Origin of the sequence: Streptomyces sp. LUP47B, from assembly GCF_001746295.1 — a bacterium.
Lineage (GTDB): Bacteria > Actinomycetota > Actinomycetes > Streptomycetales > Streptomycetaceae > Streptomyces.
The window spans coordinates 638,439-652,572 of record NZ_MJAH01000001.1; the positions used below are offsets into that span (position 1 = coordinate 638,439).

At 68.3% G+C, this 14,134-nt stretch carries 12 protein-coding genes and 3 pseudogenes; 8 read left to right on the top strand and 7 right to left on the bottom strand.

Annotated features, from left to right (window positions below; translation table 11 throughout):
• A complete protein-coding gene (locus tag BFN33_RS02815) occupies positions 1-837 on the bottom strand; it encodes a helix-turn-helix transcriptional regulator (protein ID WP_069758214.1) in 837 nt (278 codons plus the stop codon).
• 535 nt (positions 838-1,372) lie between these two features.
• Between BFN33_RS02815 and BFN33_RS02820 the strand changes: the two genes are divergently transcribed.
• The 5 genes and pseudogenes from BFN33_RS02820 to BFN33_RS02840 all read left to right on the top strand — a co-directional run.
• On the top strand, positions 1,373-2,146 hold the full coding sequence (locus BFN33_RS02820) for an SDR family NAD(P)-dependent oxidoreductase (protein WP_069758215.1): 774 nt from the start codon (positions 1,373-1,375) through the stop codon (positions 2,144-2,146).
• A gap of 182 nt (positions 2,147-2,328) precedes the next feature.
• On the top strand, positions 2,329-4,410 hold the full coding sequence (gene ligA, locus BFN33_RS02825) for an NAD-dependent DNA ligase LigA (protein ID WP_069758216.1): 2,082 nt from the start codon (positions 2,329-2,331) through the stop codon (positions 4,408-4,410).
• 140 nt (positions 4,411-4,550) lie between these two features.
• On the top strand, positions 4,551-4,919 hold the full coding sequence (locus tag BFN33_RS02830; protein ID WP_069758217.1) for a BlaI/MecI/CopY family transcriptional regulator: 369 nt from the start codon (positions 4,551-4,553) through the stop codon (positions 4,917-4,919).
• Positions 4,916-5,827 carry a M56 family metallopeptidase gene (locus BFN33_RS02835; RefSeq protein WP_069758218.1) on the top strand — a complete coding sequence of 304 codons (912 nt, stop codon included), beginning with the start codon at positions 4,916-4,918 and terminating at the stop codon, positions 5,825-5,827. The genes BFN33_RS02830 and BFN33_RS02835 overlap by 4 nt, the downstream gene beginning before the upstream one ends.
• Positions 5,828-6,030: 203 nt before the next feature.
• Positions 6,031-6,399, top strand: a pseudogene (locus tag BFN33_RS02840) (RNA-guided endonuclease TnpB family protein); the annotation flags it as partial.
• Positions 6,400-6,542: 143 nt separating this feature from the next.
• Here the strand turns inward: BFN33_RS02840 and BFN33_RS02845 are convergent.
• Positions 6,543-8,168, bottom strand: a complete 1,626-nt coding sequence (locus tag BFN33_RS02845) for a multicopper oxidase family protein (RefSeq protein ID WP_069758918.1) — start codon at positions 8,166-8,168, stop codon at positions 6,543-6,545.
• Positions 8,169-8,244: 76 nt separating this feature from the next.
• Entirely contained in the window at positions 8,245-8,655 is a 411-nt protein-coding gene (locus BFN33_RS02850) for a hypothetical protein (RefSeq protein ID WP_069758919.1), read from the bottom strand.
• A gap of 413 nt (positions 8,656-9,068) precedes the next feature.
• Between BFN33_RS02850 and BFN33_RS02855 the strand changes: the two genes are divergently transcribed.
• A complete protein-coding gene (locus BFN33_RS02855) occupies positions 9,069-9,362 on the top strand; it encodes a heavy-metal-associated domain-containing protein (RefSeq protein ID WP_069758219.1) in 294 nt (97 codons plus the stop codon).
• A gap of 296 nt (positions 9,363-9,658) precedes the next feature.
• Here BFN33_RS02855 and BFN33_RS02860 read toward each other — a convergent pair.
• A pseudogene (locus BFN33_RS02860) lies at positions 9,659-10,044 on the bottom strand (DUF4440 domain-containing protein).
• 110 nt (positions 10,045-10,154) lie between these two features.
• Positions 10,155-10,586: a hypothetical protein gene (locus BFN33_RS02865; protein ID WP_069758220.1), complete on the bottom strand. Its 432-nt coding sequence runs from the start codon at positions 10,584-10,586 to the stop codon at positions 10,155-10,157.
• A gap of 576 nt (positions 10,587-11,162) precedes the next feature.
• Between BFN33_RS02865 and BFN33_RS54010 the strand changes: the two are divergent.
• Positions 11,163-11,357, top strand: a pseudogene (locus tag BFN33_RS54010) (hypothetical protein); the annotation flags it as partial.
• Here the strand turns inward: BFN33_RS54010 and BFN33_RS02870 are convergent.
• Together BFN33_RS02870 and BFN33_RS02875 are read right to left on the bottom strand one after the other, a co-directional pair.
• Complete coding sequence (locus BFN33_RS02870; protein ID WP_069758221.1) at positions 11,329-11,991, bottom strand: response regulator transcription factor; 663 nt, start codon at positions 11,989-11,991, stop codon at positions 11,329-11,331. The pseudogene BFN33_RS54010 and the gene BFN33_RS02870 overlap by 29 nt on opposite strands.
• Positions 11,988-13,169, bottom strand: a complete 1,182-nt coding sequence (locus tag BFN33_RS02875) for a sensor histidine kinase (RefSeq protein WP_069758222.1) — start codon at positions 13,167-13,169, stop codon at positions 11,988-11,990. Before BFN33_RS02875 ends, BFN33_RS02870 begins: the two co-directional genes overlap by 4 nt.
• A gap of 213 nt (positions 13,170-13,382) precedes the next feature.
• On the opposite strand from BFN33_RS02875, the gene BFN33_RS02880 reads away from it, so the two are divergent.
• The gene (locus BFN33_RS02880) at positions 13,383-13,979 is read left to right on the top strand and encodes a DUF308 domain-containing protein (RefSeq protein WP_069758223.1); all 597 of its coding nucleotides are present in this window, start codon (positions 13,383-13,385) and stop codon (positions 13,977-13,979) included.
• Positions 13,980-14,134: the final 155 nt, after the last annotated feature.

Consider the following 14,134-nt stretch of genomic DNA (forward strand, 5'->3'; position numbering starts at 1 on the left):
TCACTGTCTGCCGTTCTTCTGCCACCGGGACAGGGACTCCGCCGAGGGGGCTGTCCCGCCGACCGGACGGCCGCCTTCTCCGCCGACGGGCTCCGCGTGCACGCTCCCCAGAAGTGCCAGCGCGTCAGCCGACGGACTGCCCGGTTCGGCGTAATACACGATGAGCCGCTGGCCGGGGTCACGGTCCACTGTGAAGGTCTCCACGACCAGTTCCAGGGAGCCGACGACAGGATGGGAAAAGCCGCAGATGTCGCTTCCCTTTTCGAATATCTCGTGGTCCGCCCAGTAGCGCCGGAAGTCCGGGCTGACCGCCGACACCTCTCTCACGAGCCTTGTCAGCCGGGGATCGTTGGGGGCCGTGCCGGCGGTGGCGCGCAGTGAGGCCGCGACAGCACGGGCCGCCTTGTGCCAATCAACGTGGAAGCTGCGTGCCACCGGATCGAGGAAGGTGGTCCGCACATAGTTGCCCGTGATGGTGAAGCCGCTGGTCAAGGCCTCGGCAAGAGCGTTGCGCGCCAGCACGTTGTGCCACCGGTCCAGCACCATCGCGGGCTGCCCCGTCCACATCTGGAGCAGGCGCTGCAGGCCGGGCGCTACGGCTTCCCGATCGTTCTCCGGGCGCAGTGTCGCAGGGGCGCGGCCGGCGAGCAGATACATGTGGTTGATCGCCGGCGCATCAAGGCCGAACACGGACACCAGTGCCTCGAGAATCTGCGGCGAGGGCGACCGCTCCCGTCCCTGCTCGAGGCGCACGTAGTACTGCGTGCTGATCCCGGCCAGTGCGGCGACCTCCTCGCGTCTGAGGCCTGGTGTACGACGCAGGCCTCCCGGAGGCAAGCCGACGTCCAGCGGGCTGACGGCGGCACGTCGGGCTCGTAGGAAATCTCCGAGTGCATTCACAGCCCTCACATTAGGCAGCGTGGCGCCTGCCAGGGAGGGCGAGATCCTGACAGGCAGGCGCAGTGGGCACCGGGCCTTCTGCGTGCCGGTTTGTGGTCGACGACGTGGCGCAGTCAGGCCAGGACGGGGCTCTTGTCGGCGCCGACGGGGCGCCGTTGGAGGCGCGCATTGCCAGGCCATCACATGAAGCCCGCCGGCGGTGCCGGAGTACTGGTGCCGGAACGCCGCCGACGTCCGCGACGACCTTGGGCAGCCCCAGTAACGCCAAGGCGTGCAGGCCGTCGGGGGTGCGGTGGCCCGCGTGTTCGGCCAGTTGCCGGCCGAGGCGGACGGCGCGGGTCAGGAGAAGTTCTGGCGAGTAGTGAGCAGGGTTTGACCTGTCAATGACCGTATGGCCCACGGAACGCTGGCGGAGTGAGGCCAGATATGCACACGTCTGCCTCGCATCCACTCGTCATATACGGAAAGCGCCATGACTGTTCAGGACAAGCGCATCATCGTGACCGGCAGCTCCCGGGGAATCGCCGGCGCGGCCATCGCGTCATTTGCCCGAGCCGGAGCCCGGGTCGCCGCACTGGGAATCAGCGACGAATCGGGCAGGGCTCTCGCCGAAAAGATCACGTCCGAAGGGCCTGGCACCGTCTCCTACTTCCACGCCGATGTCTCGGACAAGTCCGGGGTGACCACGGCAGTGGCCGCCGCCGCCGAGGAGCTGGGCGGCGTCGACTCCCTGGTCAACGTGGCCGGCATCGAAATGGGGGCGCCTGCGGAGGGTATCTCCGAAGAGGACTGGGACCGTGTCTTCGCGGTGAATGCCAAGGGCACCTTCCTCACCGCTCAGGCCGTCTTCCCGTACCTGCGGGAAAACGGCGGCACCATCATCAACTTCGGTTCCGACGCCGCCCTCATCCCCTATCCGAACGGAGCGCACTATTCGGCATCCAAGGGGGCGGTGCTCTCGCTCACTCGTACCCTCGCCGCCGAATGGGGGCGCTACGGGATCCGGGTGAACTCCGTCGATCCGGTGATATGGACGGGGATGTACGACGGGTACCGGACGCGGATGACCGAGGAGGAACTCGCGGCCCACGACGCTGAGCAGGCCCGCATCATCCCGCTGGGAGGCAAGCTGGGTGACCCCGACTCCGACCTCGCCCCGGTCCTCGACTTCCTCGTCTCCGACGGCTCCCGGTTCATCACCGGCCAGATCATCTCTGTGAACGGTGGCGCCGTGCAGGTCCGCTGACCTTGTGTCTCGGGCCGGCATCGGGGGCGGATCCACCGAAAGGTGCAACCTCAACACGTTCCGAACCAGGAGGATTCGAGGGGGCCGGAGACTCTGCACCAACATCTTCGCTGCGCGAGTCTTATTTTGAAACGATCGCTTAGCCAGTCGGCGTTGTCAGTGGTGGAAGGCAGGATGACGGCATGACCACACCAGTTGCGCAGATCGTGGACGCCGCTGCCTACGCGCAGGCCGTCGAGCACGTCGTGGCGGCCGCGGCCGCCTACTACACGGACGGCACTTCTCCGCTCGACGACGACGCCTACGACCAGTTGGTGCGCGGCATCGCCGCATGGGAGGACGCGCACCCCGACCAGGTACTGCCGCACTCCCCCACGGGCAAGGTCGCCGGCGGCGCGGTCGAGGGCGATGTGCCGCACACGGTGGCGATGCTGAGCCTGGACAACGTGTTCTCGCCCGAGCAGTTCACCGCGTGGACGGCCTCGCTGGCCCGCCGGATCGGGCACGAGGCGCAACGCTTCAGCGTGGAGGCCAAGCTCGACGGTCTCGCCGTAGCGGCCCGATACACCGAAGGGCGCCTGACCCGGCTGATCACCCGCGGCGACGGCATCGCCGGGGAGGACGTCTCGCACGCGATCGGCACCCTCGAAGGACTGCCGGAGAAGCTGGACCAGCCGGTCACCGTGGAGGTGCGCGGCGAAGTCCTCATGACGACGGCCCAGTTCGAGCACGCCAACGAGGTACGCACCGCGCACGGCGGGCAGCCGTTCGCCAACCCGCGCGGCGCGTCCGCGGGCACGCTGCGGGCCAAGGAGCGGGCGTACACGGTGCCGATGACGTTCTTCGGCTACGGCCTGCTGCCCCTGCCGGACACCGACGCCGAGCTCGCCGAACGGCTGGACGGGCTCGCCCACAGCGAGCTGATGGCCCTGGCCGCCCGGCTGGGAGTGCACACGAACAACGCCACCGCGGTGCCCACCGTCCTGGCCACGACCGTGGACGAGGTCCTGGAGCGCGTGCGGAAGATCGCCGCGCTCCGCGCCGAGCTGCCCTTCGGGATCGACGGCATCGTCATCAAGGCCGACCTGGCCGCCGACCAGCGAGCCGCCGGTTCCGGCTCGCGCGCGCCCCGCTGGGCGATCGCCTACAAGCTTCCCGCCGTGGAGAAGATCACCCGCCTGGTGGCGGTGGAGTGGAACGTCGGCCGCACCGGGATCATCGCCCCGCGCGGCGTCCTGGAGCCGGTGGTGATCGAGGGCGCCACCATCACCTACGCGACGCTGCACAACCCGGCCGACATCACCCGCCGCGACCTGCGGATGGGCGATCACGTCATGGTCCACCGGGCCGGCGATGTCATCCCGCGCATCGAGGCGCCGGTCGCCCACCTGCGCACCGGCGACGAGCAGCCCATCGTGTTCCCGCTCGTGTGCCCGCGGTGCGGCTCCGCCATCGACACCAGCCAGGAGCGCTGGCGGTGCGAGCAGGGCCGTAACTGCCATCTGGTGGCCTCCCTCTCCTACGCCGCCGGCCGCGACCAGCTCGACATCGAGGGACTGGGCGCCACCCGCGTGGTGCAGCTCGTCGAAGCCGGACTCGTCGCGGATCTGGCCGACCTGTTCGCCCTGACCCGTGAACAGCTTCTGGCGCTGGACAGGATGGGCGAGACGAGCACCGACAATCTGCTCGCCGCCCTCGCCACGGCCCGGACCCGGCCGCTGTCACGGGTGCTGTGCGCGCTCGGCGTACGCGGCACCGGCCGCTCCATGTCCCGCCGCATCGCCCGCCACTTCGCCACCATGGACAACATCCGTGCCGCCGACGCCGAGACCCTGCAACAGGTCGAGGGCATCGGCCCGGAGAAGGCCCCCTCCATCGTCGCCGAACTCGCCGAACTCGCCGAACTCATCGACAGACTCGCCGCGGCCGGGGTGAACATGACCGAACCCGGCGCCACTCCCCCACCCACGGCAGGCGACGACCTGGCAGCACCGGCCGACACCACGGACGATCGCCCGCTCACGGGTATGACGGTTGTCGTCACCGGCGCGATGACCGGGCCGCTGGAAAGCCTCAGCCGCAACCAGATGAACGAGCTCATCGAGCGGGCCGGCGGCAAGTCCTCCTCCAGCGTCTCCAAGAAGACCTCCCTCGTGGTCGCCGGCGAGGGCGCGGGCTCCAAGCGGGCCAAGGCGGAAACCCTCGGCATCCGCCTCGCCGCACCCGACGAATTCGCGCTGCTCGTCGCCGACTACCTGACCTGATACGGACACCGCCGGCCGCCCGACCCCTGCGCCCCGCGGCACGGGCCAGGGCAATGGGCGTCCTCCCGGAGCCGACGTGGTAGCGGGCCTGGCCGCCTACTATGGCCTTGCGTATTCGGTGGCGAAGGGAAGACAGGGGCATGCGGCGACTGGGGGATCTCGAGGCGGAGATCATGGATCGCCTCTGGACGTGGAACCGGCCGACGACGGTGCGTGAGGTCGTCGACGACATAAACGAGACCCGGCCTGTCGCGTACACCACGGTGATGACCGTCACCAACATCCTGTACACGAAGGGCTGGCTGCTGCGCGAGAAGCAGCGCCGCGCCTGGGTCTACACGCCGGTCCGCACCCGCGAGGCGTATGCCGCCGCACTCATGGAGGACGGCCTGGGGGAAAGCAAGGACCGCCCGGCCGCGCTCGTCCACTTCGTGGAGAACATGTCCGAGGAAGAGGTCGCCGCCCTGCGCAAGGCCCTGCGGAGCGTAGGACGACAGGCGAAGGCGTGAACGCGGCCCCCGTCCTCGTCGGCTACACCGCAGCGGTCGGATTCGTCGCACCCCACGTCATGCTGCGCAGCAGCTGGCCGCACCGGGCTCCCGCTCTCGCGGCAGCCGTGTGGCACGCCCTGGCGGTGTCGTTCTCGATCGGGGCCGCGCTCGCCGCGTACAACCTGGCCATGCCGGCCGAGCACCTGCACGCGGGCCTCATGGGGCTGCTGCACTCCTGCGGCCTGGGTGCGGACGCGGGTCACCCCGACCCCGACAGAGCGGACCGGCTCGCTCTCGGCGTGCCCGCCGTCATCGCAATCGCCCTGTTCGTCAGCTACTCCTTCCACGTCGTACGAGCACGGCGGGCGCGGGAGCGGCACCGGGAGGCCGTGGACCTGGTGGGCCGCTACTCGGCCCGATTGTGCGCCACGGTCATGCCGTACGACGTACCCGCGGTGTACTGCCTGCCCGGCCGCCGCCCCCGGATCGTGATCAGTGACGGCGCCGTGGACCATCTGACGCCGGCGCAGCTGGACGCCGTACTGCAACACGAACAGGCGCACATCACGGGGCGTCACCACTTGGTTCTCGCCGGCGTGGAGGCGTTCCACTCGGTGTTCCGGTGGCTGCCTTTGGCCCGGCATACTCGGGAGCAGATGGCGCTGTTGCTGGAGATGGTCGCGGATGATCGCGCACTGCGCACCCAGTCCCGCGAGGTGCTGGCCACGGCCATGTACGAGATGGCGGCGGCCCGCGCACCCAGGGGCGCGTTCGCGGCGGGCGGGCACACGGTCCTGATCCGGATGAAACGGGTTCTCGGCCCGCGCAAAGCGCCTCATCCCGTCCTCCGGGGCGCTGTCGCCGCCGTCGCCGCTGCCGTACCGCTGCTACCGCTGCTGGTCGCCTGCCCGCCCGCTCTCGGCTGACCTGATTCCTTGTGAGACCGATGTGACGCGGACTTGCTTGCAATTCGAACTAGGGTTCCAGCACGGTCACATGAGCCAGACCTAGGGTTTAGGTTGTGAGTCAAGGCACGCTGATCAAGCGGCAGTTCGGGCACCGTGCCCGGCTTGCGCTGTCACCTGCCGGGGTTTGCGCAGCAGATGATCAACCGCACGCGGCCCGCACGATGTGGACCCTGCTGCACGCATGGTGGCGGATGATGCCGAAGGGAAAGCGGACGCTCACGGACGCCGATGCCGCAATTCGCCAGGCCGGCAAGGACATCGACTTTCTCGCCGTCCTGCCTGCGCAGGCTGCGCAAGCGGTACTCAAGACGTACTTCCGGGCGTGGAAGAACTGCTGGGACGGCCGCGCCGACGCCCCGAACTTCAAGGGCCGCCTGCGCACCGCGATGTCCGTGGACCCGCAGGGCCGCGACCTGTACGTCACCCGCGTGCACCGCCGCTGGGACATGGTCAACATCCCCAGGGTCGGCCGGGTCCGGTTCCGGTGGACCAAGGACCTGCCCATGGGCAGGCACGCCAACGCGGAGGACGGCCACTGCCACAGGTGCCGAGAGTGGGCACGCACTTCGGCTTCCTTCTGAGCGGCCGTACGACGCCCAGCTTTCCGCGCGTCATCGGGGTCGTGCACATGCCGGAGGGCTGTGGGACCCTTCGCCCTCCGGCGTGCGTGCGGTCAGCCTCGGTATGCCACGTTCGCCATCATCCCGGCCTCACCGTGGTACGCGTTGTGGCAGTGCAGCATCCACTGGCCCGGATTGTCGGCGTCGAGGAACACGGACAGCTTCTTCTTGGGCAGCACGATCGCGGTGTCCTTGCGCGGCCCCGAGGCGCCGAGCTGGTACGTGTGGCCGTGCAGGTGCATCGGGTGCCACATGTCGGTGTCGTTGATGAAGTCGAGCCGTACGCGCTGGCCCTCCTCGATGACGATGGGGTTCGCCTCGGGGTCCTTCATGTCGAAGGGCCTGCCGTTGATGGCCCAGTTGTACTTGTCCATGCCGCCGGTGAGCTTGATCTGGTGCGTGGCGTCCGTCTTGGCGGACTTCAGGAGCACGTCGTCGGCGGCGCGCAGCTGGGACGCCGTCATGATCATGCCGTTGAGTTCCTTCGGGCGGACGGTCGCGGGCGGCTTGCTCCCCGAGCCCGTGCGCACCAGCGCCAGGCCGTTGGCGTTCTTGCCCTCGGCCAGGGCGACGAGCGGGAAGACGCCGTCGCCAAGGGTGACGAGGACGTCGTACCGCTCGCCCATGCCGACCAGCAGCGCGTCGACCTCCTGGTGGCGGACCGGGAAGCCATCGGTGTGGGTGATGGTCAGCTTGTGGCCGCCGAGGGCGACGCGGTAGGCGGTGTCCCCGCCCGCGTTGATGATCCGCAGCCGTACCTTCTTGCCGGGCTTGCCGGTGTAGACGTCCGGGTCGGCCGCCACCCGGCCGTTGATCAGGTGGTGGGGGTACTTCACGTCGCCGGCGTCGCCGCCGAGCAGGTCGCTCTCGGCGCCCATGAGCATGAACTTCATCGACATGTCGCCGGACGACGAGGCGGAGGCCGCGGGGGCCGCCGAGTCTCCGCCCATGTCCATGCCGCCCATGTCCCCCATGTCGTGGCCCTCCATGCCGCTGGAGCCGGAGCCGGCGCTCTCCCCCATGTCCATCCCGCCCATTCCCTGCCTGAGTTCGGAGTAGACCTCGTCGGGGGTGCCGGTGACTCCGTCGATCCAGTCGTCCAGGAGGACGACCCACTCGTCGTCGTACGCGAGGGTCTCCTTGGGGTCCTCGACGATCAGCGGGGCGTACAGGCCGCGGTCGAGTTGGACGCCGACGTGCGGGTGGAAGAAGTACGTGCCCGGGGCGTCGGCGAGGAAGCGGTACGTGAAGGTGGACCCGGGCCGGACGGCGGTCTGGGTCGCCGGGGGCACGCCGTCCATGTCGTTGCGCAGTGCGATGCCGTGCCAGTGGATCGACGTGGTGGTCTTGTTCGGGAGCTGGTTGGAGAGCTCGGCGACCAGGGTGTCGCCGACCGAGAGCCGGACCTCCCTGCCGGGGGTGCGGCCGTCGAAGGCCCAGGTCCTGGGCATGACGCCGCCGCCCAGGTCGATCATGGCGGGTGCGGCCGTCAGGGTGACCTTCCGCTGGTGTCCGGTGCTCTTGCGCTTCCTCTCGGTGGCGGCCACCGCCGAGGCGTTGGGGCCGATGAGGGCGGTGCCGCTGCCGGAGCCATCCGCGTTGGTGCAGGCGGCGAGTGCTCCTGCGCCTGCGGCTCCGAGCCCGGCGAGCAGGACGGAGCGGCGGTTGATGCTGTTCATCGTGTGGGTGTCCTCTGTGTCGTAACTGCCGATGTGGTCACGGAGGGACGGCACATCGCGCGCCGTCCGGCGCGGCCTATATGCGCAGTTGAGACAGGACGGACAGGTCTGGCGGGGAGCGGCCGACCGTAGCACCGGGCGCGCGGCCGACCGGGGCCTGCCGCAGGTCCGCCGAGGGGTCGAACGCGCTTCTGCGGGGCGGCACGAGCTGTACGGAGTCGACGCTCGCCGTGGTGCAGTGCTGCATGCCCGGCATGGTGCAGCCACCGGCGTCGGCTCTGTGCGTGGGGGAATCCAGCATGTGGTGCGAGTGCGGGGTCCCCGCCGCCGTCGCGTGGGCGGCATGGGCGGCACCCGGCATCGGCAAGACCGCGGTCACGGATGTCTCATGGTGGACGAGTACGGCCAGCGCCACGCACAGGGTGAGGAACACACCGTACGCCCAGCGGACGGCTACGCCGCCGCTGCGAGCTGTCCGAGTCCTCATGAGCTCCACTCGTCCTCACCGGTCACCCTGCCGAGTCGACATCCTACCCCCCGGGGGTACATGCGGCTCGTCCAACGGACGCCACTGTCCGGTCGTGCAGCACCGCATGAGAGCTTCCGGGACCTGAACGCACCCCAGCCCGCAACTTACTAAGGACATTAGCAGCTGAAGTTCATGCCCCCGGCCGTGACGAGCACGTGGCCGGGACCGCTCCTCGCGCGCTGGGCAGCGAACATCCCGTAACCCCTCCCCCGGTTGACGCCTGGGGTTCTCGCTATTCCGGGTTGGCGTTGCGACAGCACCACAGGCGCAGAAATACCCCTGGGGGGTATAGTGTTGGCATCCGGTGAGAGGCCTGAAGCAACACCTCTCCCCGATGACGACTCACGCACCCACGTTCGGAGGAAGAAACCATGACCACCGAGACGAACTCCGGCTCCTGCTGCGGCTCCGGTTCCTGCGGCTCCGACACCACGGTCGACGTCCAGGGCGTCGGCGTCACCGCCGTGTACAAGGTGTCCGGTATGACCTGCGGTCACTGCGAGGGCGCCGTCACGCAAGAGATTTCCGCGCTGGACGGCGTCACCGCGGTCACGGCCGTCGCCAAGAGCGGCGAGGTGACCGTCACGTCCGCCATGCCGCTCGACGACGAGGCCGTGCGTGCCGCCGTCGACGAGGCCGGCTACGAGCTCGTCGGCCGGGTCTGACCACCTCGCCGAGAATCCCGGCCCAGCAACGCGAGTCCCTTCCCGCGCCGGGACGTATCGCTCCGCCGATGTGGACGCCGTACGTCCCGGTCGCCCCCTGAAGATACGCACGTGACCAACGCGGCGCCCGCGCCTGTCCAGGACGTCGAGCTCCCCGGCCCGCGAGCACCGCCAGCGCGTGCCGGGGAGCCGGGTGGTCCGTGACCGCAGCGTTTCTTCCTGCCAGACGTGGCGAGCTCAGCGGAAGAGGCATGGCCTTCGATATCGCCCATACACCCGGGCGCGAGAGCTTCTGCTCACTCGACACCTGGGGGAACGCATGTGGCCTGGTGGTAGTACATCCGCCACCCCGCGGCTCCCTCCCCCTTGCGCCAGATCGAACTGTGCCTCGTCCTACGCTCGCCGAGCATGGTCTCGAACGTCAGATGCACCAGACCTGGCGCGAGCAACACGCCTGAGATCTCTGATGGCTCGAAGCGGGGAGCATCCAGCGAACTACCCGGATGGTCGGGTAGCTCGGCGAGCATGGCCTCGTACGTCCACCTTTGCCCGGACGCGCCGACCTCCACAAACTCTGGATCGAGCAGTTGCCCGGCGAGTCCCGGGAGGCGCGGACATGCGGGTCCATGAGCTGCAACTCGCCCGCGATCGCGTGGTTCACACCGTCTGTTGCACCGTCCATGGAACGAATCTCACTGGGCGCCCCCGTCCCGCCGCAACCGAGTTTGTAGGCACCCAACAGATCCGTCTGCCACGCCTCAGCCGCTGCGTCGGCCGCCTGGACTTCGCTGCTCAAGAATTCTGGTGCGCGACTTCAGTGCAGCGTTCGTCAGAGGTGTGCGCGGTGATGTCCGCGCCGAGGCGTCGGACCTCGTCGACTTCGAAAATCACGGTGAAGCAGCGGTCGACCGTTGCTTCGGCCGGACCAAACAGAGCCAGCGAACGCTGGTAGGAGCGGGTGAGCTGTATGACGACTTTGGTGCGGCGCTCGGCGGGCTGCATCGAGTAGAGCAGGCCGTTCTTGTTGGCTGCGGAGGTGTCCAGAGCCGCTTGGATGTCCTGCCGACTGGTGGGCGGGGCGCCGCGCTGGGCTACGACGCTGTCAGCAAAGCGCTGCGCATCCGTGCGGGTTGCCTCGAAGGCTGAGTGTTTGCGGTCGGTTTCCCGGGAGCCGGCGATGCTGTACGCAACGATGATGGCCGCGAGCAGGGCGAGAAGGACCACCCCAAGTGCTTTCGCCCATGGGGCGGTCCGTCCGGTCTGACTGGTTGCCATCGCTGCCGTCGAGGTTGTTCACCGCGCTGCGGAACGCGTGGGCGTATGCGGAAGTGGCTACGCCGTTGGGACTTCAGGTATGCCTACCCCGGTACCTGCCTGACAAGGTCCCGGGCGCTTGCGGTGCGAGCTGCCCTGCCCCGCCCCTGGCGACGCACACCATTACCTGTCCAGTCCGCAACAGACCAAGGATGCAACTGACGCTCAACCACCAATAGAGGACTGAGAATGCGTGCATAGTCGTTGCCGAATTTATGAAAATTGCAGCAAATAGGGCGAATGTGAAAAAGTTGACCGCCAGCAGTAGCCAGCCGGAGTCTGTTTTTGCTCGATTTAGTTTCTGCCAGGTCGTTCTTGGTATTTGAGCAGGGTGCGGGCTGAAGCGGCGCTTGACCTCGCCCAGGAAAGATCGCTGTGTCATGGGGCATATGGAACAGCGGGAGATAACTCCCGCACAAGCCCAAGAAGCATGTGTGATCACGCCAGACCGGTTGTCTCGGTCGGGCTGCGGCGCTCGTGGTGACGCTGCACCGCCGCCTGGCGTGCGACTACGAGACCTTCCCTGCCCGCTCCGAAGCCATGATCTACCTCGCCAGGACCGACCTCATGGCACGCCGCCTCACCGGCGAGAACACCATCTCCTGGCGCGACCCGACATCACCGGACCAACTACGCATTCCGGAACGACCTCTCAGGGATAGAGGCCGGCCCGGAAGGTGAATGAGACGAGTTGCGCTCGGTCGCGTGCGCCGACCTTCGTCATGGCCCGCACCGCATGCGTCTTCACGGTGAAGGGTGACACGGACATCTGGGCCGCGATCTCGTCGTTGCCGAGACCGCTCGCGACGAGGACGACCACGTCCCGCTCCCTGGGTGTCAGGGCGTCGAAGCGTCGCAGCAGTTCCTGGTCGATCACCGGGGGCGGACTGTCCGTCATGTGACCGATGAGCGCGGCCGTCGCGGCGGCCGACAGCGCACCGCCACCGCCGACGACCTCGGTGATTCCGGCGACGAGTTCAGCGGGGCTGACGGTCTTGCTCAGGAAGCCGTTGGCGCCCGCGCGAAGGGCGGCGAGAACGATGTCGTCCTGGTCGAAAGTGGTCAGCACGATCACCCGCATCTTTTCGGGTGGGTGCTCTTTGCGGATCCGGCGGGTGGCTTCGACACCGTCGATGCCGGGCATCCGGATGTCCATCAGGACCAGGTCGACGGGATGGTCCCGGAGGAAGGGGACGGCCTGGAGTCCGTCGGAGAGACCTCCCACAACAACGAGACTCGGGTCGAGCCGGAGCATCGCCTTGATGCCGGCCCTGATGTCGTCCTGGTCGTCGACGATCAGAATCCGTGTCGTCATACGACGGCCCCCAGCGGGCTGAACTCCGCATGGACCCGGAATCGCCCGTCGTCACTGTCGATCGTCAGCCGCCCGTTGGAGGACTCGACGCGTTCGCGCATCCCCACGAGTCCGAGTCCGCTGCCCGAGTCGGCGCCGCGCAGTGAGTGACTGACGCGGTTCTCCACCGTGAGGCAGATCCTGCCGTCGCGCTCGCGGACATCCACCGTTGCCGCCCCCTCTCCATACCGGTAGGCATTCGTGAGCGCTTCCTGAACGACGCGATAGACCGCCACGCCGACGCCGGGCTCCACGAAACCGGCGGGGATGTCGATGGAGGGCCGGACGTCGAGGCCGATGCTCTCGAAAGACGCGACAAGGCCTTCCAGGCCGCTGAGCGCCGGGGTCGGGCGGAGCGCCTCGTCGTCGGAGATGTCGTCACCGAGGCGGAGGAGCGCGAGGATTCGCTGCGTTTCGACGACCACGGTGCGGGCGCTGGACCTGGCTGAGACAAGGGCCTGCCGGGAGGACTCGGCGTCTTCGGGCAGCCCGATCTCCGCGGCACCGAGATGCATGCTCAGCATCGCGACCTGGTGGCCGATGACGTCGTGCAGGTCCCGGGCGATGCGCAGTCGTTCCTCGGTCACCCGTCGGACGGCTTCGATCTCGCGGGTGGCGATGGCGCTTTCGGCCCGTTCTTCCAGGGTGCGCCAGTGCTCTCGATGGATGCGCAGCGCGGCCCCTGTCGCACCTCCCGCGATGGCCGAGAAGACTGCGGCGGCCCCCACGATCGCGCCGCCACGAAATCCTCCCAGCGTCATGAACGCCCCGAGGAAGAACGCCGCCACGATGCCGGTCGCGGCCAGCGGCCGCTTCCCCCTGACGGTGACCGAGAACAGCACGAGCACGGCCATCATCCACACCGACAGAGGGTCGTGGCCCACCGCGGTGACGGCGAAGGACGCCGCACTCGCCACGACCAGTCCTGCCCACGGCCTTCGCCATGAAAGGGCGACACCGCCACCGGCGAGGAGCACGGAGAGGGCCGTCGGCCAGTCCGACCCCCGCAGGATCACTGCCACGATCTGGCCGGTGAACACCAGCGCGGCCACCGAATACGCGACGAGGTGCAGCGCCTCGGGGCGGCGGACCCACACAGGCGCCACGGGGCCGTCCTGATTGTTCTGCGCCTTGACCATGGCCCGATTCTCGCCCACATGTGCTGCGGCCGTGTACTTCGAATGATGTAGACAGCGAGCCCCGTCCGGGCGATGGGGACGGCAGAACTCATGCGATTTCGAAGTGGATGGCAGAACTACTTCGTTCGAAGTACACGGCCCCTCCCGAAGCCGCTGACACTCCTCATCGAGGCGACCGTCTCACACCATCACGATCACAAAACGGGACACCCGATGACTCAGACCACCCTGACTTCGAGCACGACCACGAGCACGGCAACGCCCTCCGGGCTCCGGTCGCTCTACCTGATCCGAGCCACCTTCTCGCTGGTCTGGGTGGCACTCGTCGCCACGACCTCCTCCTCGCTCACATCGACGGACAAGCCCACAGCCATCGCGGCCGTGCTGCTCGTCATCTACCCCCTGTGGGACGTCATCGCCACGCTCCTGGAGCGTCGCATGGCCGGCACCGGCTCCATGGACCACGTCGGTACCACCAACATGGCTCTCGGCCTCGCCGCCACCGCCGGGATGATCATCGCTGTCTTCTCCACCATCGGGACGGCCCTGCTCGTGTTCGGCATCTGGGCCCTCCTTTCCGGAGCGATCCAGCTCGTCGTGGCAATTCGGCGCCGGCGCACCGTCGGTGCCCAGTGGCCCATGGTCATCAGCGGCGGACTGTCCGTCCTCGCCGGTGCCTCCTTCGCCGCCAAGTCCGCCTCGGCGACCAGCGGCCTGTCCGCCATCGCCGGATACTCAGCCTTCGGTGCCTTCTGGTTCTTTGTCTCCGTCATCACCCTGAGCATCCGCAGCCGACGCGAACAGCGTTGATCACCGCTGTCGGAGCCGCCGCCCCTCCCGGAGGCACGACGTCTTCCGCGAACTCGCCGTCGAGCAGATCGACCCGCCGATCCTGAACCGGCCTGCGCCGGACCGCTACGTGATCGGGGATCGGGTGACCTGGGCGCTGGTCCTGTGGTTGTGTC

Bases quoted from the DNA above. Each gene is read 5' to 3' on its own strand.
- BFN33_RS02820 (WP_069758215.1), top strand. From the start codon at position 1,373: ATGACTGTTCAGGACAAGCGCATCATCGTGACCGGCAGCTCCCGGGGA.
- ligA (WP_069758216.1), top strand. From the start codon at position 2,329: ATGACCACACCAGTTGCGCAGATCGTGGACGCCGCTGCCTACGCGCAG.
- BFN33_RS02830 (WP_069758217.1), top strand. From the start codon at position 4,551: ATGCGGCGACTGGGGGATCTCGAGGCGGAGATCATGGATCGCCTCTGG.
- BFN33_RS02845 (WP_069758918.1), bottom strand. From the start codon at position 8,168: ATGAACAGCATCAACCGCCGCTCCGTCCTGCTCGCCGGGCTCGGAGCC.
- BFN33_RS02850 (WP_069758919.1), bottom strand. From the start codon at position 8,655: ATGAGGACTCGGACAGCTCGCAGCGGCGGCGTAGCCGTCCGCTGGGCG.
- BFN33_RS02855 (WP_069758219.1), top strand. From the start codon at position 9,069: ATGACCACCGAGACGAACTCCGGCTCCTGCTGCGGCTCCGGTTCCTGC.
- BFN33_RS02870 (WP_069758221.1), bottom strand. From the start codon at position 11,991: ATGACGACACGGATTCTGATCGTCGACGACCAGGACGACATCAGGGCC.
- BFN33_RS02875 (WP_069758222.1), bottom strand. From the start codon at position 13,169: ATGGTCAAGGCGCAGAACAATCAGGACGGCCCCGTGGCGCCTGTGTGG.
- BFN33_RS02880 (WP_069758223.1), top strand. From the start codon at position 13,383: ATGACTCAGACCACCCTGACTTCGAGCACGACCACGAGCACGGCAACG.